Raw genomic sequence first — 21,414 nt, forward strand, 5'->3', positions numbered from 1 at the left:
CTCGCACCCACGCCCCTGTGGCAAAGGAGAAACGAGATGACGGCAAGAGTCGCCCTGGTGACCGGGGGAACCGGCGGTATCGGCACTGCCATCTGCAAGCGTCTGCACGACGCCGGGCATCGGGTGGCCACCAACTACCGCGACGAGGGTCGCGCACGCGACTGGCAGGAGCGCATGCGCTCCGCCGGCTATGAGGTGGTGCTTGCGCAGGGCGACGTCGCCTCGCCCGAGCAGTGCGAGGCGATGGTCCGGCAGGTCGAGCGCGAGCTGGGTCCGGTGGACATCCTCGTCAACAACGCCGGCATCACCCGCGACACGACGTTCCACAAGATGAGCCCGCAGCAGTGGCGCGAAGTCATCGACACCAACCTCAACTCGGTGTTCAACGTCACCCGGCCGGTGATCGAAGGCATGCGCGAGCGCAAGTGGGGCCGCATCGTGCAGATCAGCTCGATCAACGGGCAGAAGGGCCAGTACGGCCAGGCCAACTACGCAGCGGCAAAGGCCGGCATGCATGGCTTCACCATCTCGCTGGCACAGGAAAATGCGCGCTTCGGCATCACCGTCAACACGGTGTCGCCCGGCTATATCGGCACCGACATGGTGATGGCGGTGCCCGAGGCCGTGCGCGAGAAGATCGTTGCGCAGATTCCGACCGGCCGCCTCGGCACGCCCGAGGAGATCGCCTATGCGGTGGCGTTCTTCCTGCCGGAGGAAGCAGCCTGGATCACCGGCGCCAACCTTTCCGCCAACGGCGGGCAGTACATGGGCTGGTGATCGCGCACGCCTGCGCAACCGGCGCGCGTACGCGTGGTCGGTTGCGCCGGTCCACGCGCTGGGCCATGCTGCGTGGCAACACGGCCAGGCCACAGGGTCCCATGAGCGACCTCCGCATCATCAAGAAGTATCCGAACCGCCGGCTCTACGACACCGAGATTTCCAGCTACATCACGATCGAGGATGTCCGCCAGCTGATCGTGGATGGCGAGAACTTCGAGGTCCGCGACGCCAAGAGTGGACAGGACCTGACCCGGCAGGTGTTGCTGCAGATCATCGCCGAGCACGAGCAGGAGGGTCAGCCGATCCTCTCCACCCAGCTGCTCAGCCAGATCATCCGTTTCTACGGCGATCCGCTGCAGGGTTTCATGGCCACGTATCTGGAGCGGTCGATGCAGGTCTTCCTCGACCAGCAGACCCAGTTCCGCCAGCAGGTGAGCGGACTGCTCGGGCAGACGCCGTGGACGATGATGAACAAGCTCACCGAGCGCAACCTGGAAATGTGGCAGGACTTCCAGAAGAACCTGGTCGGCAGCGTTGGCCGCGCGCCCGGCACCGGCCAGGACAAGCCCGACGACAAGCGCGGCCGCTGAGCCGCGCCATCCCGTTACAACGCGCGCCGCATCAGGCCGGCGTGCGTTCGATCCCGAGTTGATTGCATGAGTCCACAACGCGTGGCCGTCGTGACCGGCGGCCTGGGCGGCATCGGCACCGCCATCTGTCGACAGCTGGCGCAGGCCGGTTGCCGTGTCATCGCCGCCGACCTCGAGGGTCCGCCCGAGCGCCGTGCCGCGTTCGAGCAGGCCATGCAGGGACTGGACGCGGAATCGGCGGTGCTCGACGTGTCCGACTTCGACGCCTGCGCGGCCTTCGTCGCCGAAGTCGAATCCCGCCACGGCACGCTCGATATCGTCGTCAACAACGCCGGCATCACCCGCGACACCACCCTGCGCAGGATGGATCGCGTGCAGTGGGACGCCGTGATCGACGTCAACCTCGGCAGCGTCTTCAACCTGTGCCGGCATGCGGTGGACGGCATGGTGGCGCGCGGCTTCGGGCGCATCGTCAACCTCGCCTCGGTGAACGGCCAGACGGGCCAGTTCGGGCAGACCAACTACTCCGCGGCCAAGGCCGGCATGCACGGTTTCACCATGGCGCTGGCACGCGAGGTCGCGCGCAAGGGCGTGACCGTCAATACGGTGTCGCCGGGTTACTGCGCGACCGCGCTGGTGGCGGCGATGCCGGAAGCGATCCGCGAGGACATCGTCAGCAAGGTGCCGGTCGGCCGCCTGGGCGAACCCGGCGAGATCGCGCGTGCGGTGGCATTCCTCGCGGCGGAGGAATCCGGCTTCATCACCGGCGCCAACCTGCCGGTCAACGGCGGCCTGTTCATGAGCTTCTGAAACGCTGCGCGGTCCGGAGGCCGCGCACGTTGCACCGCTACATCGCCTGTTCGCAGAAGCGTTCCCGGTACTCGAGCGCGCGCGGCATCATCGACTGCAGGTTCTGGATGCGCGTGCCCGGGTTCGGGTGTGTCGACGAGAACTCCGGTTGCGCCTGCCCGCCCGATGCTTCGCCCATGCGCTCCCACAGCGGCACAGCCTCGCGTGGATCGAAACAGGCCGCGGCGGCCAGCATCAATCCGACCTCGTCGGCCTCGGTTTCGTGCTTGCGCGCGTAGGGCAGCAGGTAGCCATAGCCCATCGCCGCCATCACCATCTGCTGCTGTTGCGGGTCCATGCCGCTCATCGCGCCGGCCATCTGCCCGACCTGGCTCAACCTTTGTTGGGCCATGCGTTGCGCGCCATGGCGTAGCAGCGCATGGGCGATCTCATGGCCCATCACCACGGCCATCGCATCCTCGTTCTGCGCCACCGGCACCAGGCCGGTATAGACCGCCATCTTGCCGCCGGGCAGGCAGAAGGCGTTGGCCTGGTCGGACTCGATCACGCTGACCTCCCAGTCGAAGCTCTGCGAGAACCGTGTCGGCTGCATGCCGTGCTCGGCGGCCAGAGCGGCTTCCACCACGTCGACCTTGGCGATCAGGCGATCGGCGATCGACTGCACCTCGCGAGCGATGGGCAGCGAAGGATCGACCGGTCGCTCCTGCTGCAGGATCTGCTGGTAGGCCTCCAGGCCGAGCGCCTTCTCGTCATCGGCCGACAGGCTGCGGTCGATCAGCACCTTCTGCCCGGTGACGGGATCCTCGACCTGGTTGGAGAAGTAGTAGTAGACGCCGTAACCGGCGAACAGCAGCAGGATCCACAGGCGCAGGCCGCCGCCTCGGCGGCTGCGGCGGCGCGGGTCCGACTGGCGGGAAAACGGGTCCTGTCGCATGCGTTTCTCTCGTCCTGGGCACGTGCTGCGGGCTGATGTATCACGCCGCCGGCGCAAGATGTGGTGACGGCGTCGGGACGGTCAGAGTTCGCGCACGACGCGGAAGCCCAGGCGTGCGTTGGTGGTGTCGCGCTGCGCTGGCGCGCGCCACGCCGAACGCGCCTGTTCGGGCGCGCTGGCCCAGGAACCACCGCGGATGACATGGGTGCGGCAGCCTGGATTCACCCACGGCGTGGCGTCGGTCGGTGCCCGGCGGTAGTTCTCGTGCCAGCAGTCGGCGACCCACTCGCTGACGTTGCCGGCGAGATCGTGCACGCCCCAGCGGTTGGCGGCGAAGCTCGCCGCGGGCGCCGGGCCCCAGTAACCGTCACCGTAGCCGCGGAACGCATTGCTCCAATGCCGACCCGACGGCGACCGGTCCTCGCCACCGGTCAGGTTGGCGACGCCCTCCGGGATGTCGCCCGCATCGCCCCACGCGAACGCGGTTTCGGTACCGGCGCGCAACGCGTATTCGAACTCCGCTTCGCTGGGCAGCCGGTAGCGCTGGCCGCCCTGCTCCGACAGCCAGTCGGCATATGCCGTCGCATCCACCGCGCTGACATGCAGGACCGGCGCGTTGTCGGTCGCAGCCCCGCCAAGATGGTCGTGCCGCCAGTCGACGTTGCTGCGGCGGATGAAATTGCCGCTGCGTTCGTCGTAGACCATGGAGAAACCGCGCCGCGCCGAACGCGTCTGGTAGCCGGTGGCATTCACGAAGCGCCGGTAATCGCCGACGGTCACCTCGGTGACCGCCATCGCGAAGCCGCGCTCGAAGCGGACATTGCGCTGCGGGCGCTCGGCATCGCTCGACCCGGGCTCGCCTTCCGGCGCGCCCATGGTGAAGGCGCCATGCGGGACCACCACCATGCGCGGTCCGCGGCCGCCACTGCCCAGCGCATCGGTGAACACCTGGCCGGGGCGGAACAGGCCGTAGTGCACGGCCAGGTCGATGCGCTCGCGCAGGTCCACTGCGGCCGGGTCGCCCGGCTCGGCGATGCGCAGCAGTTCTGCCAGCCGTGCGCGCGCCTGGGCAATGCCATCGTCCCCGGCCAACGCCGCGACGCCCTCGTCGCGCAGGCGGGAGATGCGCAGCGTGCGCATGCGCGAAATGCGCTCGCGTGCATCGGGCACGGTTTCCATATCGGGGCGCAGCAGCCCGGCGTGCCCGAGCCATTGCTCCGCGCTGTCGAAATCGCCGTTGACGGCGGCCGTTTCGGCGCGCCGGATCAGCGCGCTCTCGACCGCGGCGAGGTTCTGCATCGCGCGCGGCTGCCCGGGTGCGAGTTCCAGCGCCTCGCGCAGTTTCGGCAAGGCGCCCTCGCCGGATTCGCCAAGCCGGTCCTGCGCCAGGTCGGCCTCCGCGGTGCGGTTGAGTTCCCACAACCGGTCGGCACGGTCGAGCCGCTGCAGGTAGGCCTGGGTGTGCTCGTCGCCCGGCCAGACATCGCGCGCGACGGCGGCGACACGGTGGGCGTTGCGCAGCGCATCGGGATCGTCGCCGCTGCCGGCCAGCGCCTCGTCGCCCAGCGCGAACAGCCGCGTGCGCGCGGTATCGAGGCCACGGCGGGCGTCACGGTCGTCGGGATCGCGCTCGACCAGTGCCAGGTAGAGCGGGATCGCGGCGTCCTCGCCTTCGTAGAGGTCGCCGGTGTCGAGCGCCTCGGCGGCACGCGCGCGCGCCTGTACGACCTCCTCCTCGTCCTCCGCCAGCGCCACCCGCGGGCGCTGCCAGCTCAATGCCGCCGCGCCCGCCTCGTCCGCGCTGATGGTGACGCTGCCCGACGCCGACGGCGACGCCGCCTCGTCCGCGGGTGGCGTGTCCGCGTCGCGCGCGCACGCGGCACACACCAGCAGCAACAGTGGAATCACAAGGACGCGGCGACGACGCAAGCGGGGCTCCGGGGGCCTGGCGGGGTTTACGACGGCGGACGGTAGGGTGCGCCCGCGGTGCGGTCAATCGCACGTCACGGGCCATGCAGTATCTCCCGCGTCCCTGCAGGCACGCGTGCAGATGCGCCTCAGGGCCTACACTGGCGCGATGCCTGAACCCCGAATCCAGTGGATCGACGATCCACAGACCCTGACCGCCCGCCTCGCCGATCCGCCAGCCAGCGTCGGCCTGGATACGGAATTCATCCGCGAGCGCACCTACTGGCCGCAACTGGCGCTGGTGCAGCTGGCGATCGACGGCGACATCCTGCTGGTCGACCCGCTCGTCCCCGGCATGACCGACGCGCTGCGGCCGCTGCTGCTCGACCCCGCGGTGCTCAAGGTGATGCACAGCGCGGGCGAGGACCTGATCGCCTTCAAGCACGCCTGCGATGCGGTGCCGACGCCGCTGTTCGATACCCAGGTCGCCGCGGCGATGGCCGGGATCGCCGCCGGCCTGGGCTACCAGAAGCTGGTGCAGGAGATCAACGGGGAGGCCCTGCCCAAGGGCGAGACGCGCTCGGACTGGATGCGCCGCCCACTGTCCGAATCGCAGCTCGCCTACGCCGCCGACGACGTGCGCCACCTCGCGGCATTGCACCGGGACCTCGACGCGCGCCTGGCCGCGCTGGGTCGCCGCGCGTGGCTCGATGCGGACTGTGCCCGGCAGGTGCGCCTGGCCGACCACGACGAGGGCGAGCGCTGGCCGCACCTGTCGTTGCGCGCGGCGCAGCACCTGGAACCCGCGGCGCAGCACCGGCTGCTGCGCCTGCTGCGCTGGCGCGAGCAGTTCGCCCGCGAGCGCGACCGTCCACGCAACTGGGTGCTCGACAACGACCTCGCCACCCTGCTCGCCCGCGACCCGCCGGGCGACGCCGCCGAACTGCAGCGCGTGCTCGACCGGCATCCGAAGTCGCCGCGCAAGCTCGCGACACAGATCCAGCAGGCACTGGACACTCCCCTGGCCGACGAGGGCGACGCGCCGCCCCCGCGCACCGAGGAGGTCGATCGCAAGGCCCTCAAGCGGTTGCAGGATGCGGTGGCCGCGCGCTCGGCGGAGCTCGGCCTGCCTGATGGCGTGCTGGCGTCGCGGCGCTGGCTGGAGGCGCTGCTGGAGCGTGGCGAATGGCCGCAGGCGCTGTCGGGCTGGCGGCGGGCACAGCTCGAACCGGTGCTGTCGCCGCTGCTCGGCGACGCCTTGCCGGCCGCCAGCCGCTCCGTATAATGGCCCGTCGCTGAAGTTTTCCGTGGGGTCATAGCTCAGCTGGGAGAGCGCGTCGTTCGCAACGACGAGGTCGGGAGTTCGATCCTCCCTGGCTCCACCACAAACTCCCTGAAGGGCCCGGTTCGCATGATCCGGGCCCTTTGTTTTTCAGCCTCTGCTGCCCTCGTCCGGTTCGCCGGGCACCGATGTCTCCGTATCCAGCAGCTCGCGTACGTAGAGCTTCTTGACCAGCACGTAGACGAACACCGTCAGCGGCGCGGCCAGCAGCAGGCCCGGCAGCCCGTACAGCGCGCCGAAGGCGAACAGGGCGAACAGCAGCAGTGCCGGTGGCAGCTCGACCGCGCGTTGCTGGATCAGCGGCTGGATGATGTTGCTCTCGATCTGCTGGATGACGATATATGCCGCCAGCGTGGCCAGGCCGATCTTCGGGCTGACGGTGAACCCAAGCAGGACGCCGGGCACGGCCGCCACGATCGGGCCGATGATCGGCACGAAGTCGAGCAGGAAGGCGATCAGCGCGAGCGCGAACGCCGCCGGCACGCCCAGCATCCACAGGGCGATGCCGGTCAGCGCACCCACCAGCAGCATCGCGACCAGCTGCCCGCCGAGCCACAGCTGCAGCGCGCGCCCGCTGGCGTCCAGCGCTTCGCCCGTGGTCAGGCGCACCGGGCGCGGCACCAGCTTCAGCAGGCCCTTGCGGTAGAGCTGCGGCTGCGCGGCCATGTAGATGCCGCCAACGAGCACCAGGAACACTTCCAGCAGGCCGCTGGTCAGGGACATCGCCATCGCCCCGGCCGTTCCGACCAGACGGCTGACATTGCCGCGCAGCGCGTCGATCTGTTCGTGGATGATCGGGCCCAGGCGGGTGGTGTCGACCCAGTCCTGGAAGGACTGTGCCGCCGCCGGCATGGTCTCGATCAGCGTGGCCAGCTCGCCCGCCGCCTGGGTACCGAACAGCGCCAGCAGCATCGACAGGCCACCGATCAGCAGCACCAGCACCACCGCCAGCGCGGCACCGTGCGGCACTGGCAGCAGCCGGCGCAGCAGGCCGGTCAACGTCAGCAATACCGCCGCGAGCACGACGCCGCCGAACACCAGCACCAGCACATGCGACAGCCTGGCAATGACGAACGCGAGGCCGACGATGGCCACGAAGATGATCACCTTGCGGGTGTAGTCGAGCAGATCGGTCGTCATCAGCAAGTGGCATCCAGCGCTGTTGCAGGCAGCGTTGCGACCAACTGGCCACAGGCGGCGTGCAAACGCCGTGGACGCTGCGGCTTGGGCAAATGGGCCGGGCGTGAGAAAATCGCCGCGCAGCCCCCGTAGCTCAGCTGGATAGAGCGTCCCCCTCCTAAGGGGAAGGTCGTGCGTTCGAATCGCGCCGGGGGCACCAGCACCATCCGCATCGGCATCCTGCCGTCGCGTCAGCCTTGCCTGGCGCCGTGTGTCCCCATGTCCCGTTCCAGGAGTACTCCATGACCCATCCCGTCCTCAGCGCGCTCGGCCTCGGCGAAAGCGAATCCGGCACCTTCCTCGGCGGCGGCGAATGGGCCACGGGCGATGGCGCCGGCACCCTGTCGCCGACCAACCCCACCACCGGGGACGTGCTGGCACGGGTGAGCGCGACCACGCCCGAGCAGTACGAAACGATCGTTGCGCGCGCGCAGGAGGCCTTCAAGGTCTGGCGCAGGACGCCGGCCCCGCGCCGTGGCGAGGCGATCCGCCTCTGCGCAGAAGCACTGCGCACGCACAAGGACGCGCTCGGCTCGCTGGTCGCGCTGGAGATGGGCAAGTCCAAGCCGGAAGGCGACGGCGAAGTGCAGGAGATGATCGACATCGGCGAGTTCGCCGTTGGCCTGTCGCGCCAGCTCTACGGCCTGACCATGCATTCCGAGCGCCCCGGCCACCGCATGTACGAGCAGTGGCATCCGCTGGGCATCGTCGGGATCATCTCGGCGTTCAACTTCCCGGTCGCGGTGTGGGCCTGGAACTCGTTCGTGGCCGCGGTCTGCGGTGACATCTCGATCTGGAAGCCGTCGGGCAAGACCCCGCTGTCGGCGGTCGCGTCGATGCGCATCTGCAACGAGGCGCTGCGCGAAGGCGGCTTCCCCGACCTGTTCTTCCTGTTCAACGACACCGACAACGCGCTGGCCGAGCGCATGGTCGACGACCGGCGCGTGGCGATGATCAGCTTCACCGGTTCCACGAAGGTCGGCCGCCAGGTCGGCGAACGCGTCGCGCGCCGCATGGGCCGTTCGCTGCTCGAGCTCGGCGGCAACAACGCGATGATCGTGGAGGCTTCCGCCGACCTGAAGCTGGCGATCCCGGCGATCGTGTTCGGCGCGGTCGGCACTGCCGGCCAGCGCTGCACCACCACCCGCCGCGTCTTCATCCACGAGTCGATCCATGACGACGTGCTGGAGAAGCTGGTGTCGGCCTACGGCCAGGTGGAGAAGAAGATCGGCGATCCGACCGACCCCGCCAACCTGATGGGCCCGCTCAACAGCGCCGACGCGGTGCAGGCCTACCTGGACGCGATCGAGAAGGCCAAGGCATCCGGCGGCACCGTCGCCACCGGCGGCAAGGCGCTGACCGATCGCAAGGGCAACTTCGTGCTGCCCACGATCATCACCGGCCTCGCCAACGATGCCGAGGTGGTGCAGACCGAAACCTTCGCGCCGATCCTCTACGTGATGAAGTACAGCGACCTCAACGAGGCGATCGCGATGCAGAACGACGTGCCGCAGGGCCTGTCGTCGTCGATCTTCACCACCGACCTGCGTTCGGCCGAGCAGTTCCTGTCCGCCTGGGGCTCGGACTGCGGCATCGCCAACGTCAACATCGGCACCTCGGGTGCGGAGATCGGCGGCGCCTTCGGCGGCGAGAAGGAAACCGGTGGTGGCCGTGAGTCGGGCTCCGACGCCTGGAGGGCCTACATGCGCCGGCAGACCAACACCATCAATTACTCCAACAACCTGCCGCTGGCACAGGGGATCAAGTTCGACCTCTGACCGCACCCGGGGTGGCCGCCGCAAGCCGAAGTACGATACGGCCACGGCGGCCCTCCCCGGGCCGCCACGCCGCAGGAGCCGGACATGGATGCAATGCCCCGCCAGACCAGTGTGCTGGCCGTTCTGAGCCTGGTGTTCGGGATCCTCGGCTGGACGCTGCTGCCCGGCCTCGGCGCGATCGTGGCCGTGGTCACCGGCCATATCGCGCGTGCGGAGATCCGCCGCACACCGCAGACCCTGGAAGGCGACGGACTGGCGATTGCCGGCCTGGTGCTGGGATGGCTCGGCATCGTGCTGGGCATCGTGCTGGTGGCGCTGATGCTGCTGGTGTTCGGCGGCCTGGCGTGGCTCTCCGCGTGGGCATGACCGTGCCGACCACCTTCCGCGCACTGCCGACCCTCGACACCTCCGCGCGCGCCCGCACGCGGCCCCAGGAGCGCTGAGCCGCATGTATCCGCTTGGCCGCCGCCTGCTGTTCTCCTTCGATGCGGAACGCGCGCATGGGCTGGGGCTCGCGGCGCTGGACATGGCGTACCGGACCGGCACCACCGGCCTGGTCGCACGCAAGGTGAAACCGCTGCCGACGCCGGCGTTCGGGCTGCGCTTTCCGAATCCGGTCGGCCTCGCCGCGGGCCTCGACAAGAACGGCGAACACATCGACGCACTGCTCACGCTGGGCTTCGGCTTCGTCGAAGTCGGCACCGTCACGCCGAAGCCGCAGGCGGGCAACCCGCAGCCGCGCATGTTCCGGCTGCCGGAGCACAACGCGGTCATCAACCGGCTGGGCTTCAACAACGGCGGCGTCGAGGCGCTGGTCGCCAACGTGTCGCGTGCGAAGCGCCAGGGCGGCCTGCTGGGCATCAACATCGGCAAGAACAAGGACACCCCGAACGAGTCCGCGGTCGACGACTACCTGTACTGCATGGAGCGGGTGTATCCGCTGGCCGACTACATCACCGTCAACATCTCCTCGCCCAATACCGCGGGCCTGCGCGAACTGCAGGAGGAGCAGTCGTTGCGACGCCTGGTCGGCACCCTGCGCGAGGCCCAGGAGCGCTTCGGCGCGCAGCATGGCCGCCGGGTACCGATGCTGGTGAAGGTGGCGCCCGACCTGTCCGACGACGACATCGACGCCGCCGCCCGCGTGCTGCGCGAACTGCAGGTGGACGGCGTGATCGCCACCAACACCACGGTGTCGCGCATCGCGGTGCAGCAGCATGCGCTGGCCCGCGAGACCGGCGGCCTGTCCGGCGAGCCGCTGATGAACAAGGCCACCGCGGTACTGCGCATGCTGCGCACGCGGCTGCCGGATTCGATCCCCCTGGTCGGCGTCGGCGGGATCATGACCGGCGCCGACGCGGTGAAGAAGGTCGCGGCCGGGGCATCGCTGGTGCAGCTCTATACGGGTCTCGTCTATCGCGGTCCTGCGCTCGTGCACGAATGCGCGGCGGCAATCCGCCGGCGCAAGGAAGCCCCGAGCATCGGCAACCTGCCCCCGGCCTGAGAGCACGATGACCCACGGCCACCGTGTGCTGCAGCGCGTGCCGCTGCGCAGCCTGAACACCTTCGGCATCGACGCCTGCGCCCCGCGGCTGGTCGAGGTGGCCGATGCCGACGCCCTGCCCAGGCTGCTTGCATCCGGCCTGCTCGGCGACGCCGCGACGCCGGCGATGGTGCTCGGCGGCGGCAGCAACCTGCTGTTCGCCGGCGATCCCGACCGCACCCTGCTGCGCCTGTGCGGGCAGCGGATCGACATCGTCGACGACACCGATCCCACGCATGTGCGGGTGCGCGCCGAAGCCGGCGTCGAATGGCACGCGCTGGTGATGTGGTCGCTGGCGCAGGGGCTCGGCGGGCTGGAGAATCTCGCGCTGATCCCCGGCACGGTCGGCGCCGCGCCGATCCAGAACATCGGCGCCTACGGCGTCGAGGTGGGCGAGCGCATCGTCGTGGTCGAGGCGTTCAATCGCGACGACGGCGCACTGGCACGGCTCGACCACGACGCCTGCGCCTTCGCCTACCGCGACAGCCGCTTCAAGCGCGCACCGGACCGCGAGATCGTCACCGCGGTGGAGTTCGCGCTGTCACGGCACGCGCAGCCGCGCCTGGGCTATGCGGGACTCGGCGAGGAACTTGCCGCGATGGGCATCACCACGCCCTCGCCGGCCGACGTGGGCGAGGCAGTGATCCGCCTGCGCCGGCGCAAGCTGCCCGACCCTGCCCGCATCGGCAATGCCGGCAGCTTCTTCAAGAACCCGCTGGTCGCCACCGTGCAGGCACAGGCGCTGCTGGCCGACCACCCCGACCTGCCGTTGTATCCCGCCGGCGACCCCGGCCGCCGCAAACTGTCGGCCGCATGGCTGATCGAGGCCTGTGGCTGGAAGGGCCATCGCGACGGCGATGCCGGCGTATCGGCGGGCCATGCGCTGGTGCTGGTGAACCACGGCGACGCCAGCGGACTGCAGCTGCTCGAACTCGCCGTGCGCATCCGCGATTCGGTGCGGGCGCGCTTCGGCGTCGCGCTGGAGCCGGAACCACGCATCGTCGGCGCGGCCTGGCCGGCGTGAACAGGCAGGCGGACCCGCACGCGCATCACCTCCTGCCGCGCCATCGGCGATCATCCGCGGCGACCACGGCCCGTACCGGTCCGGGTTGAGTCGCGAGCAGAAGGAGCCGTCCCGCCATGCCGCTGTCCACGCCCGCGCGCGCCGCCCTCCTGATGCTCGGCAGCACCATGCTGTTCGCGCTGATGGTCATCGCGATCCGCCTGGCCTCGGAAAGCCTGCACACGTTCGAGATCGCGTTCTTCCGCAACTTCTTCGGCCTGATGGCCGCGCTACCGCTGCTGCTGCGGCCCGGACGCGGCCTCGCCTTCCTGCGTACCGAGCAGCTGCCGCGCTACGTGGTGCGCTGCCTGATCGGCGTGGGTTCGATGTTCTGCGGCTTCTGGGCCATCGGCAACCTGCCGCTGGCGCAGGCGGTGTCGCTGTCGTACTCGACGCCGATCTTCGTGACCATCGCGGCGGTGCTGTTCCTCGGCGAAACCGTGCGTGCACGCCGCTGGACCGCGGTCGCACTCGGCTTCATCGGCGTGCTGGTGATCCTGCGGCCAGGCACCGGCGAGTTCACGCCGGGCATGCTGGTGGCCGTGGCGGCGGCGGTGCTCAGCGGTGTCGTCGCCATCCAGATCAAGCAACTGTCACGCACCGAACCCGCCGACCGCATCGTGATCTGGACCACGCTGTTCTGGGTGCCGATGTCGTTCCTGCCCGCACTGGCGGTCTGGGAATGGCCGCAGGGCATCGTCTGGCTGTGGGTGGTCGCCGCCGGCGTACTGGGGACCGGTGGCCACATGCTGTGGACGCGTGCGCTGAAGATCGGCGAGGTGTCGGCACTGACGCCGATCAGCTTCATGCAGCTGCCGGTGGTCGCGCTGTTCGGATGGGTGCTGTTCGACCAGACCGTCGACCGCTGGACCGCCGCCGGCGCCGCGATCATCCTCGCCGCGAATGCCTACATCGCGCATCGCGAAGCGCGCCTGTCGCAACGCTCGGCAACGACCGCCCCGGTGGAGGCGGCCAAGCCGGGCGAGTAGCCGGGCACCGGCGCCCGGTCATCCGGCGGTCGCGTGCGCCGGCGCACCGAAGTTGGCGACCTCACCCTGCAGGCCCGCGGCCACCAGTTCCAGCTGCGCCGACGCGGTGGCGGTCCGTTCGACCAGTCCCGCGTTCTCGCGCGTTCCTTCCTCCATCCCACGCAGCGCCGCGTTGACCTGTTCGACGCCGAGCGTCTGCGCGCGGGTGGCCGCGGAGATGTCGCCCATCATCGCGCTGGTGCGTGCCACCGCGTCGGAGATCTGGCGCATCGCATCGCCCGCCTGATGGACGCGCCCCGCGCCCGCCTCGATCGCGGCGTTGGCTGCCGCAAGGTTGGTGCCGATCTCCCTGGCCGATGCCGCGCAACGCTGCGCCAATGCGCGGACCTCGCTGGCCACCACCGCGAACCCGCGTCCGCGCTCGCCGGCATGCGCGGCCTCGACCGCGGCATTGAGCGCCAGCAGGTTGGTCTGGAACGCGATGGTGTCGATGACGCCGACGATCTCGCCGACCTTGCGGCCACTGGCGGCGATGTCGCGCATGGCCTCGGTGACGCGCCCGACCGCCACCGCGCCGCCATCGGCGGCCTGGTTGGCGCTGCCGGTCAGCGCGAATGCCGCATCCGCGTTCGACGCGGTTACCGCGATCGCCGACGCCAGCTGCTCCATGGTCGCCGCCGTGCCGCGCAGCGAGGCTGCCTGCTGCTCCGTGCGCGCGGACAGCGCACCGTTGCCGGATGCGATGTCGCGCGCACCGGCGTGGATGGATTCCGAGAACGCCTGTACGCGCTCGAGCAGCGCCTCGAGTGCCCTCGCCTGTTCGACCTCGCCGGTGATGTCGGTGCAGTACTTGACGATCCGGTAGGGTCTGCCGGCCGCGTCGAGGACCGGGTTGTAGCTGGCCTGCAGCCACAGGTCGCCGCCGTCGCGACGGATGCGCCGGTAGCGGCCGGCATCGGCCTCGCCACGGCCGAGCTTCTCCCAGAACACGCGGTACGCCACCGAGGCGCTTTCGGAACGATCGACGAACATCGAGTGATGGCGGCCGACGACGTCCGCCTCGCTGTAGCCGACCGCGCGCAGGAAGTTGGCGTTGGCGCCGCGGATGGTGCCGTCGAGTTCGAACTCGATCACCGCCTGCACCTTGTGCAACGCGGTGATCTGGCCCTCGTGGTCGGCGGTCCGATTGCGCTGCGCGGTCACGTCGGTGGCGAACTTGACCACCTTGCGGGGCCGGCCGGCGGCGTCGAGGATCGGGTTGTAGCTGGCCTCGATCCAGACATCACGGCCGTTGCGCGCGCGGCGCCGGAATTGGCCGGAGCGGAATTCGCCCGCGTTGAGCGCGTCCCAGAACGCGCGGTAGTCCGCGCCGGCAGCGTCCTGGCGGTCGACGAACATCGAGTGGTGCCTGCCGACGACCTCGTCGGCGGCGTAGCCCATCGTCGCCAGGAAATTGGCGTTGGCGCGCAGGATCGTGCCGTCGAGCGCGAACTCGATCACGGCCATGGAACGGTCCAGCGCCTGGTATTGCGCAGCCAGATCGAACTCGTCGGACTTCCCTGCGCTGATGTCGCGGACCAGCTCGACAACCCGCGGCGCGACGCCTGCATTGGCGGGCATCGCGATGAAGGTGGACTCGAGCCACTGTTCGCGACCGTCGGCCGCGATGCGACGCACCCGGCCGGAAGCATTGCCTCCGCCCACCAGCGCCTGCCATGGGTCGTACCCGTCCTGCTCGAAGCCGTGCGAGGCCAGGAGCTCGCGATGATGGCGACCACGCATGTCGTCGTCGCCGCAACCAAGCAGTGCTCGATAGGCCGTGCTGGTCCGCAGCACGCTGCCATCGCCGGCCAGTTCGGCAACCGCGTGGGTATGCTGCATGGCGTCGTACAGGGTGGCGGCAACAGCAGGAGCGTGCCGTCGCGACGATCGCGACAGGAAAGGGACTGCAAGCATCCGGGGACATCCGATGACGTGGGATAACGGGCCCCGGGCAAGGCCCCGGAGACGGCGCGTACCCCGCCGTACCACCGCTATCGGCCGACTTCTCCCCTACTTGAGTGCCGATCCGCGAAGCCGTTCACAGCTTCCGGAGCACGGCCATCAGCGTACGCATGCAGGCGCGTCCGTAGCGTGAATCCGCATGTGCGACGGTCCTGGTGGTCGTGTCGTTCCCGCAAAAAAAGACGCCCGGCGTGGGCCGGGCGTCCTGCAACAGGTCAGACGAAGTCAGGGCGTCACGGTCAACACCACCGGGGCCGCCGCCTTCGGCGTCACCGGGTCATTGCTCTGGACGCAGTAGTTCGCCACATGGCGCCCCGGGGCGAGGCCGGCGGTGCTGACGTTGATCCGCAGGGTCTGGCTGCGCCCCGGCGCGACGCTGCCACTGGGCGGTGCCGCCGCGCCCATCCACGGTGCGCCGCAGCCGACCATGCCGCCGATCCGCATCGACAGGCCGGGGAAGGCGCTGACCGGCGACCACGCGCCGCCGCCATCGGGTGCCACCACCAGTGCGGCGAAGCTGCCGTCTCCCTGCGGGGAGGCGTACCAGACCCAGCTGCTGGCGAACGGCGCGCGTGCGTAGACCACCAGCCAGTAGCGGCCGGCCGGCAGCACCACGTTCTGGCCGGCGGCGGCAAGGTCGAGGGCGATGTTGGCGCCCGACAACGCGACGCCGGGCCCGTTGGCCGCACTGGTGTAGCGCCAGACCGCTGCCTGTGGCGAGGTCGCCGGGTTGCCGGCGGGCAGCCCGTTGGCATCCGGGAAGATCGCCCAGCCCAGTGCGCTCGCCACGTTCGGCAGCACCGCGCCGCCGACCATGAAGCCCTCCGCCCACAGCGACGTGATGCGGGTGTCCCCGGCGAGGATGAAGTCGTCCGCGGCGAACTGTGCGGCGGGCGCGCCGGCATCGGTGCGCCAGGTGCCGCGGTAGCCGGTGGTGAGGGTGCCGCGCTGGCGATCGACCAGGGTCAACGCCGCGGTCCCGGTGTTGGCCACCGAGTACTCCAGCGTCGAACCGCCGGCATTGGCGACCGACCCCACCGCGATTCCACTGCGACCACGCGCGAGGCTGAGCGCCACGGCATCCGGAAGATCGATCACCGGCGCCGGCACCGCGATGGCCACGGGCAGCCGCAGCGTCGGCCGCGGCTGTCCGCCGACCGTCGCGTTGACCGGCTCCATCACCACTTCGCCGAACTGCCAGCTGCCGTCTGCCGGCAGGGTGCTGCTGTTGACCAGCACCCGCAGCGTGCGGGTCGCGCCTGCCGCCAAGGTCAGGCTGGCCGGCGTCACCCCGCCCGGCACGCCGTCGAGGCGTACGCGGTAGGTCTGCGTCGAGGCGGTCGGATTGCGCAGCGTGCGCAGGAAACTGCAGTTGCGGAAGCACTGCCCGCTGGCGATCGACGGCTGGTTGAGCGAGGACACGTCGCCACCGGTGGCCGGATTGGCGGCGAGGTAGTTGGCCGCGGTCTCGTGCATCACCAGCCCGGCATTGATCGCCCGGTCCACGCGGATACGGCCGCTGCCCTTGCCGAACGGCGTGGCCGGCGTGACCTCGTCCTCGAGGTAGACGCGCGGTTCGGCGGTCATCGCCAGCGCCGACTTGATCTCCGGCGCGCTCCAGCCGGGTCGCGCCTGGCGCACCAGCCCGGCGGCGCCGGCATGGTGGGGCGAAGCCATCGAAGTGCCGTTCATCAGGCCGACCAGGTTCTCGAAACCCGTGATCGTGGTTCCCGCCATGCTCGCGAGGATGCTCACGCCGGGTGCGGTGACGTCGGGCTTGAGCAGGTCGAAGCGACCGGCCGGCCCACGCGAACTGAAGGCGGCCAGCGCATCGGCGGTGTTGGGCAGCGGCACCGGCGGGAACGCGATCGCGGCAGTGGCGTCGGCATGCGCCCGTGCGAAATCACGCAGGGCGATGCCGTCGGCCTGGTTGACGCCGAACGCGCGGATGGTGGTGCCGGGAACCGACGGGATCAGATCGCCTGCCGCGTTGTTGGCGATGACCACGGCGATGGCGCCGCCGGCGGCGACCGCGTTGGTCTTCTCGGTGAACGAGCAGCCACCACGGCGCACCAGCACGATCGCACCCTGGTAGGACCCCGCCGGCGCTGCGGTGCAGGCGTCGGCATCGGTGTCGAAGGTCGGGCTCACCCGCAGCGGCGTGGTGCCCGGGATCGCCGAGGTGTGCGGAATGCCGTTGCTGCCTTCGTTGAGCAGCACCGGGGTCAACGGTTCCGGCACCGGCTGCGGGCCGGTGACCTGCAGGGTCACCGCGAACGCGCCGCGGCCGTGCTGGGCGGCGGCGGTGGAAGCGACCCACGGTTCCAGGTGGCCCATCGTGTTCGGCCCGGGCCCACTGTTGCCGGCCGAGGCGGCGACGTAGATGCCGGCGTCGGTGGCACCGAGGAAGGCCAGAGACACCGCCTCGCTCCACGGCTGCGCGCCACCACCGATGGAATAGTTGATGACATCGACGATGCCGTCGGCGACCGCCTGTTCGATCGCGGCCACCGCAGAGACGTTCGGGCACAGGCCCTGGCTGGTGGCGGTGTTGGTGTAGCAGATGTCGAACGCGACGATATTGGAACGCGGCGCAACGCCGGAGATGCGCCGCGCATTTCCGCGGAAGTCGACGTCGCGTCGGTTGCCGGCGGCAGTGGAGGCCACGTGGCTGCCGTGGCTGTTGGTATCGCCGAAGCCGGGTTCCTCGCGGATGTTGGGCTGGCCGCAGGTGTTGGCGGGCGGGCCGCAGACGAAGTTGTAGCCGCCGATCAGCTTGGCGTTGCAGCGCCCCTGGTCGACGCCACCGGCGGCGCAGGTGCCGAGGTAGTTGCCGTCGCCCAGCGGATTGACGTGCACGTAGCCGTCCACCGGATCGACCGCCGCGAACGACGGGCTGCCGAAGTTGATGCCGGAATCGAGGATGCCGAACACCACCCCCTCGCCCTGGTAGGCCGCCGGTGCACCCGGATTGGTGCCGTTCCAGACCGGGCCGGCGCCGATAAGGAGCGGGCCGGTATCGGTATCGAGCACGTATTCGCGGTAGCCCTCGACGAACATCACCTCCGGCATCGCGGCCACCGCCGCGACCTCATCGGTCGACAGTGACAGCACCACGCCGTTGACGGCGTACTGCATGCGCCTTTCCGCGGCCACCGCGCGGCCGATGCGGCGCGCGATGGCGCCTTCATGCGCCTGCTGGCGCTGGCGCAGGTGGGTGACATAGCTGCGCGCATTGGCGCCGCGTGTATCGACGCGTTGCCTGCCGCGGGCGTCGAGCCGACGCTCCGGTGCGGCCAGGCCCCGCGTACCGCCCTCGTAGGCGGCGAGCGCGGGCTCGCGGAAGACCACGATATGGGGCTGCGATGCATCCAGGGCACCATCCGCCCCGCCTCCACGGCTGGCCGCGGTCAGCGGTGCCTGCGGATCGGCGGATGCCGCGCTGGCGGCGGCGGTGGCAACGGTGCCCGGATGATTGCCGGAACCGGACGGGAGACTGACGATTGCGGCGAAGGCCAGTCCCGAGAACAGGACGGCCAGACCGGTCATGCGGACAGGCGACATGGTGGGTTCCCCGATGGTGTTCACGCTCGGAACGACGACGGCACCCGAAGGCGGCCATCCCTCCGTACCCGGCCCGCGCGCCACCCCCTGTCCGGCGGCGCGGCCTGCCAGCGGTTATACACCCGTGCGCCACCGCGCGCGCGGGTACGGAATCAGCGCCTGCGCCCGCGCATCAGCAGAAGCCAGCTCGCGACCACCCAGATGCTGGCCGCCATCCAGCCGGCGATGATGTCGGACGGGTAATGCACGCCCAGATAGATCCGCGACAGCCCCACCATCGGCACGAACACCGCCATCGCGGCCAGCACCGGCCAGCGCCAGCGGGTCGGCCAGGACAGCAGCACCAGCACCAGCGCCAGCGACATCGAGCCCATCGCGTGGCCGCTGGGAAAACTGTAGGTGGCTTCGGGGGCGATCGATTCCCACAGCGCCGGACGTTCGCGGGCGAAGGTGAGCTTGGCCGCGACGTTCAACAGCCCGGAACCCCCCAGGGCGACGGCGGCGAACAGCCCGTCGCGGAAACGGCGCCGCCACAACAGCACCAGCACCAGCAGCACGTCCGCCGGCACCACGCCCCAGCGGTGGCCGAGCGCGGAGAAGAAGAGGAAGACGCGGTCGAAGCCGTCGCGTGCCATCGCCTGCGCGAACAGCAGCAGCGGCTCGTCGAACGCGATCGCCTCCGCCTCGTGGACCTCGTCGGCGAGTTCGGCGAACACCCACATCGGCAGCAATATGCCGGCGAACAGCAGCGCGAGGACCAGGCCGTGGCGGCGCAGGAGTCCGGATGCCGCATCACGCAGGCCGCGCGCGACCGCCATCGCGCGCGGATCAGGCGATCGCGGGGTGCCGCCCATAGCGCCGATCCACGTAGCCGTCGATCAGCGCGATGAACTCCTGTGCGATGTGCTCGCCGCGCAGGGTCACGGTCTTCTCGCCATCCACGAACACCGGCGCCGACGGCGCTTCGCCGGTACCCGGCAGCGAGATGCCGATATTGGCGTGGCGCGATTCGCCCGGGCCGTTGACCACGCAGCCCATCACCGCAAGGGTCATGGTTTCCGCGCCGGGATGGGTGATCTTCCATTCGGGCATCCTGCCGCGCACGTGTTCCTGCACCACCTGCGCCAGTTCCTGGAAGAACTCCGAGGTGGTGCGGCCGCAGCCCGGGCAGGCGGTGACCATCGGCGTGAACGCGCGCAGGCCCATGGTCTGCAGCAATTCCTGCGCGACCACCACTTCCTGCGTGCGCGCACCGCCCGGTTCCGGGGTGAGCGAGATGCGGATGGTGTCGCCGATGCCGTCCTGCAGCAGCACCGCGAGCGCGGCGCTGGAGCCGACGATGCCCTTGCTGCCGATGCCGGCCTCGGTGAGGCCGAGGTGCAGGGCGAAATCCGAGCGCGTGGCGAGGTCGCGATAGACCGCGATCAGTTCCTGCACGCCGCTGACCTTGGCCGACAGCACGATGCGATCGCGTGGCAGGCCCAGTTCGACCGCGCGCTCGGCCGAATCCAGTGCCGAGCGGATCAGCGCCTCGCGCAGCACGCGCCCCGCATCCCATGGCTGCGCCCGGCGTGCGTTCTCGTCCATCAGCTGCGCCGCCAGCGCCTGGTCCAGCGAACCCCAGTTGGCGCCGATGCGCACGGCCTTGCCGTGGCGCGCGGCGAGTTCGATCAGCTGCGCGAACTGCAGGTCCTTCTTCTTGCCGAAGCCGACGTTGCCGGGGTTGATGCGGTACTTCGCCAGCGCCTCGGCGCAGGCGGGCTCGCGCTCGAGCAGCTGGTGCCCGTTGTAGTGGAAGTCACCGATGATCGGCACCTCCACGCCCTGCATCGCCAGCCGCTCGACGATGCGCGGCACCGCGGCGGCCGACTCCGGGTTGTTGACGGTGATGCGCACCAGCTCCGAGCCCGCACGCCAGAGGTCGGCGATCTGCTTCGCGGTGCCGGCGATATCGGCAGTATCGGTGTTGGTCATCGACTGCACGACGACCGGGGCGTCTCCGCCCACGGCCACCTGCCCGATCCGCACCTGGCGGGTCACGCGACGCGGCGCCGGACCGAAACGATCGGTCACGGGAAGGGACGGCAGGGGCTGCGGTTGGGCGGACATGCACGCATTTTAGCGGCTGCCGCCGCCGCGGGGATGACGGTGCCCGCAACAGCTGCGGGCATCCGGGCGGCGCCGGGGAAGGTCTGTCCCGCGAAGACGGGATGACGGGACCGGACGATGTCCAACGGTTCTCTACTGCGTATCGCCGCCATGGCCACCGCCGTGGGTGCCCTGCCCGGTCGCCGAACGCACCTCGAATTCCACCGGTACGCGACCGGCGTGTTCGAACACCAGCACCGCCGGCACCCGGCCGCCGACGGCCAGGTCCGCCTGCGGCTCCATCAGCATCAGGTGATAACCACCCGGCTTGAGTTCGACGTGGGCGCCCGACGGCAGCTCGATCCCGGCCTCCAGCTGGCGCATGCGCATCATGCCGTCCTCCTCGCGCATCTCGTGGATCTCCACGCGCGCGGCGGCATCGGTTTCCACCGCGAGCAGGCGGTCGGGGCTGTCGCCGGAATTGCGGATGCCCAGGTAGCCGGCGGCAACCGCGGCAGGCGGTGGTGGCAGGCGGATCCACGGGGTTTCGATGGCGATGCCGGCTTGCGCGGGATCGATGCCGGCACCCGCATCGGCGTCGGCCGCGGCGTCGAGGCCGGGCGGTGGTGCATCAACCGTCGGCGGCGGCGTCGGCTGGTTGCAGGCGGCCAATGACAGCGCGGCCAGGGCCGACAGGAGTACGTCGCGGATGTTCAATTCAACCTCCAGGGTCTTTGGCCGGTCGCGGGACACGGCGCGGGACAGGCATACAGGATGGACGTGGCGCGACAGTATCGCCGCTGTGCCGCTCCGGCGCGGCAGTGCGCACGCCGCACTGGCGC

17 protein-coding genes and 2 tRNA genes are annotated in these 21,414 nt (G+C 70.1%); 11 read left to right on the forward strand and 8 right to left on the reverse strand.

The window, feature by feature from the left end:
* Nucleotides 1-36 precede the first annotated feature (36 nt).
* The 3 genes from phbB (E5843_RS08190) to phbB (E5843_RS08200) all read left to right on the forward strand — a co-directional run bounded on the left by phbB (E5843_RS08190) (nt 37) and on the right by phbB (E5843_RS08200) (nt 2,180).
* Nucleotides 37-777, forward strand: coding sequence for a beta-ketoacyl-ACP reductase (phbB, locus tag E5843_RS08190; protein WP_136412366.1), 741 nt, complete (start codon nt 37-39; stop codon nt 775-777).
* Nucleotides 778-878: 101 nt separating this feature from the next.
* Complete coding sequence (phaR, locus tag E5843_RS08195) at nt 879-1,370, forward strand: polyhydroxyalkanoate synthesis repressor PhaR (RefSeq protein WP_136412367.1); 492 nt, start codon at nt 879-881, stop codon at nt 1,368-1,370.
* Between the two features lie 66 nt (nt 1,371-1,436).
* A complete protein-coding gene (gene phbB / locus E5843_RS08200; protein ID WP_141065890.1) occupies nt 1,437-2,180 on the forward strand; it encodes an acetoacetyl-CoA reductase in 744 nt (247 codons plus the stop codon).
* A gap of 37 nt (nt 2,181-2,217) precedes the next feature.
* Here phbB (E5843_RS08200) and E5843_RS08205 read toward each other — a convergent pair whose 3' ends face one another.
* Together E5843_RS08205 and E5843_RS08210 are read right to left on the reverse strand one after the other, a co-directional pair.
* The gene (locus E5843_RS08205) at nt 2,218-3,114 is read right to left on the reverse strand and encodes a M48 family metallopeptidase (protein WP_134673535.1); all 897 of its coding nucleotides are present in this window, start codon (nt 3,112-3,114) and stop codon (nt 2,218-2,220) included.
* Nucleotides 3,115-3,195: 81 nt separating this feature from the next.
* Nucleotides 3,196-5,043: an SUMF1/EgtB/PvdO family nonheme iron enzyme gene (locus E5843_RS08210; RefSeq protein WP_244240749.1), complete on the reverse strand. Its 1,848-nt coding sequence runs from the start codon at nt 5,041-5,043 to the stop codon at nt 3,196-3,198.
* Between the two features lie 148 nt (nt 5,044-5,191).
* Here E5843_RS08210 and rnd point away from each other — a divergent pair, with 148 nt between their 5' ends.
* Both rnd and E5843_RS08220 read left to right on the forward strand, forming a co-directional pair.
* Nucleotides 5,192-6,307, forward strand: coding sequence for a ribonuclease D (rnd, locus tag E5843_RS08215; protein ID WP_141065891.1), 1,116 nt, complete (start codon nt 5,192-5,194; stop codon nt 6,305-6,307).
* Nucleotides 6,308-6,331: 24 nt separating this feature from the next.
* A tRNA-Ala gene (locus tag E5843_RS08220) sits at nt 6,332-6,407 on the forward strand.
* A gap of 47 nt (nt 6,408-6,454) precedes the next feature.
* On the opposite strand, the gene E5843_RS08225 is transcribed toward E5843_RS08220, so the two are convergent.
* On the reverse strand, nt 6,455-7,504 hold the full coding sequence (locus E5843_RS08225) for an AI-2E family transporter (RefSeq protein WP_136412368.1): 1,050 nt from the start codon (nt 7,502-7,504) through the stop codon (nt 6,455-6,457).
* Between the two features lie 122 nt (nt 7,505-7,626).
* On the opposite strand from E5843_RS08225, the gene E5843_RS08230 reads away from it, so the two are divergent.
* From E5843_RS08230 to E5843_RS08255, 6 genes are all read left to right on the forward strand, one after another.
* Nucleotides 7,627-7,703: transfer RNA gene (locus tag E5843_RS08230), tRNA-Arg, on the forward strand.
* 82 nt (nt 7,704-7,785) lie between these two features.
* Nucleotides 7,786-9,321 carry an L-piperidine-6-carboxylate dehydrogenase gene (gene amaB, locus E5843_RS08235; RefSeq protein WP_134673538.1) on the forward strand — a complete coding sequence of 512 codons (1,536 nt, stop codon included), beginning with the start codon at nt 7,786-7,788 and terminating at the stop codon, nt 9,319-9,321.
* A gap of 84 nt (nt 9,322-9,405) precedes the next feature.
* Complete coding sequence (locus E5843_RS08240; RefSeq protein WP_134673539.1) at nt 9,406-9,687, forward strand: DUF4190 domain-containing protein; 282 nt, start codon at nt 9,406-9,408, stop codon at nt 9,685-9,687.
* Between the two features lie 82 nt (nt 9,688-9,769).
* Complete coding sequence (locus E5843_RS08245) at nt 9,770-10,825, forward strand: quinone-dependent dihydroorotate dehydrogenase (protein ID WP_134673540.1); 1,056 nt, start codon at nt 9,770-9,772, stop codon at nt 10,823-10,825.
* A gap of 7 nt (nt 10,826-10,832) precedes the next feature.
* Complete coding sequence (gene murB / locus E5843_RS08250; protein WP_136412369.1) at nt 10,833-11,888, forward strand: UDP-N-acetylmuramate dehydrogenase; 1,056 nt, start codon at nt 10,833-10,835, stop codon at nt 11,886-11,888.
* 116 nt (nt 11,889-12,004) lie between these two features.
* Nucleotides 12,005-12,916, forward strand: coding sequence for a DMT family transporter (locus tag E5843_RS08255; RefSeq protein ID WP_136412370.1), 912 nt, complete (start codon nt 12,005-12,007; stop codon nt 12,914-12,916).
* Between the two features lie 18 nt (nt 12,917-12,934).
* Here the strand turns inward: E5843_RS08255 and E5843_RS08260 are convergent, their stop codons facing one another.
* The 5 genes from E5843_RS08260 to E5843_RS08280 all read right to left on the reverse strand — a co-directional run bounded on the left by E5843_RS08260 (nt 12,935) and on the right by E5843_RS08280 (nt 21,289).
* Nucleotides 12,935-14,797: a methyl-accepting chemotaxis protein gene (locus tag E5843_RS08260; RefSeq protein ID WP_166815948.1), complete on the reverse strand. Its 1,863-nt coding sequence runs from the start codon at nt 14,795-14,797 to the stop codon at nt 12,935-12,937.
* A gap of 348 nt (nt 14,798-15,145) precedes the next feature.
* A complete protein-coding gene (locus E5843_RS08265) occupies nt 15,146-18,484 on the reverse strand; it encodes a S8 family serine peptidase (protein ID WP_141065892.1) in 3,339 nt (1,112 codons plus the stop codon).
* 152 nt (nt 18,485-18,636) lie between these two features.
* Nucleotides 18,637-19,302, reverse strand: a complete 666-nt coding sequence (locus E5843_RS08270; protein WP_136412374.1) for a phosphatase PAP2 family protein — start codon at nt 19,300-19,302, stop codon at nt 18,637-18,639.
* A gap of 10 nt (nt 19,303-19,312) precedes the next feature.
* Nucleotides 19,313-20,593 (reverse strand): flavodoxin-dependent (E)-4-hydroxy-3-methylbut-2-enyl-diphosphate synthase, encoded by a 1,281-nt coding sequence (gene ispG / locus E5843_RS08275; RefSeq protein WP_136412375.1) that lies wholly within the window; start codon nt 20,591-20,593, stop codon nt 19,313-19,315.
* A gap of 132 nt (nt 20,594-20,725) precedes the next feature.
* Nucleotides 20,726-21,289: a copper chaperone PCu(A)C gene (locus E5843_RS08280; protein WP_136412376.1), complete on the reverse strand. Its 564-nt coding sequence runs from the start codon at nt 21,287-21,289 to the stop codon at nt 20,726-20,728.
* Nucleotides 21,290-21,414 lie beyond the last annotated feature (125 nt).

The organism is Luteimonas yindakuii (genome assembly GCF_004803715.2).
Classification (GTDB): Bacteria; Pseudomonadota; Gammaproteobacteria; order Xanthomonadales; family Xanthomonadaceae; genus Luteimonas; species Luteimonas yindakuii.

What these genes read in the sequence shown, in the direction of transcription:
- phbB (WP_136412366.1), top strand. Translation starts at nt 37, where the DNA reads ATGACGGCAAGAGTCGCCCTGGTGACCGGGGGAACCGGCGGTATCGGC.
- phaR (WP_136412367.1), top strand. Translation starts at nt 879, where the DNA reads ATGAGCGACCTCCGCATCATCAAGAAGTATCCGAACCGCCGGCTCTAC.
- phbB (WP_141065890.1), top strand. Translation starts at nt 1,437, where the DNA reads ATGAGTCCACAACGCGTGGCCGTCGTGACCGGCGGCCTGGGCGGCATC.
- E5843_RS08205 (WP_134673535.1), bottom strand. Translation starts at nt 3,114, where the DNA reads ATGCGACAGGACCCGTTTTCCCGCCAGTCGGACCCGCGCCGCCGCAGC.
- rnd (WP_141065891.1), top strand. Translation starts at nt 5,192, where the DNA reads ATGCCTGAACCCCGAATCCAGTGGATCGACGATCCACAGACCCTGACC.
- E5843_RS08225 (WP_136412368.1), bottom strand. Translation starts at nt 7,504, where the DNA reads ATGACGACCGATCTGCTCGACTACACCCGCAAGGTGATCATCTTCGTG.
- amaB (WP_134673538.1), top strand. Translation starts at nt 7,786, where the DNA reads ATGACCCATCCCGTCCTCAGCGCGCTCGGCCTCGGCGAAAGCGAATCC.
- E5843_RS08240 (WP_134673539.1), top strand. Translation starts at nt 9,406, where the DNA reads ATGGATGCAATGCCCCGCCAGACCAGTGTGCTGGCCGTTCTGAGCCTG.
- E5843_RS08245 (WP_134673540.1), top strand. Translation starts at nt 9,770, where the DNA reads ATGTATCCGCTTGGCCGCCGCCTGCTGTTCTCCTTCGATGCGGAACGC.
- murB (WP_136412369.1), top strand. Translation starts at nt 10,833, where the DNA reads ATGACCCACGGCCACCGTGTGCTGCAGCGCGTGCCGCTGCGCAGCCTG.
- E5843_RS08255 (WP_136412370.1), top strand. Translation starts at nt 12,005, where the DNA reads ATGCCGCTGTCCACGCCCGCGCGCGCCGCCCTCCTGATGCTCGGCAGC.
- E5843_RS08260 (WP_166815948.1), bottom strand. Translation starts at nt 14,797, where the DNA reads ATGCAGCATACCCACGCGGTTGCCGAACTGGCCGGCGATGGCAGCGTG.
- E5843_RS08265 (WP_141065892.1), bottom strand. Translation starts at nt 18,484, where the DNA reads ATGTCGCCTGTCCGCATGACCGGTCTGGCCGTCCTGTTCTCGGGACTG.
- E5843_RS08270 (WP_136412374.1), bottom strand. Translation starts at nt 19,302, where the DNA reads ATGGCGGTCGCGCGCGGCCTGCGTGATGCGGCATCCGGACTCCTGCGC.
- ispG (WP_136412375.1), bottom strand. Translation starts at nt 20,593, where the DNA reads ATGTCCGCCCAACCGCAGCCCCTGCCGTCCCTTCCCGTGACCGATCGT.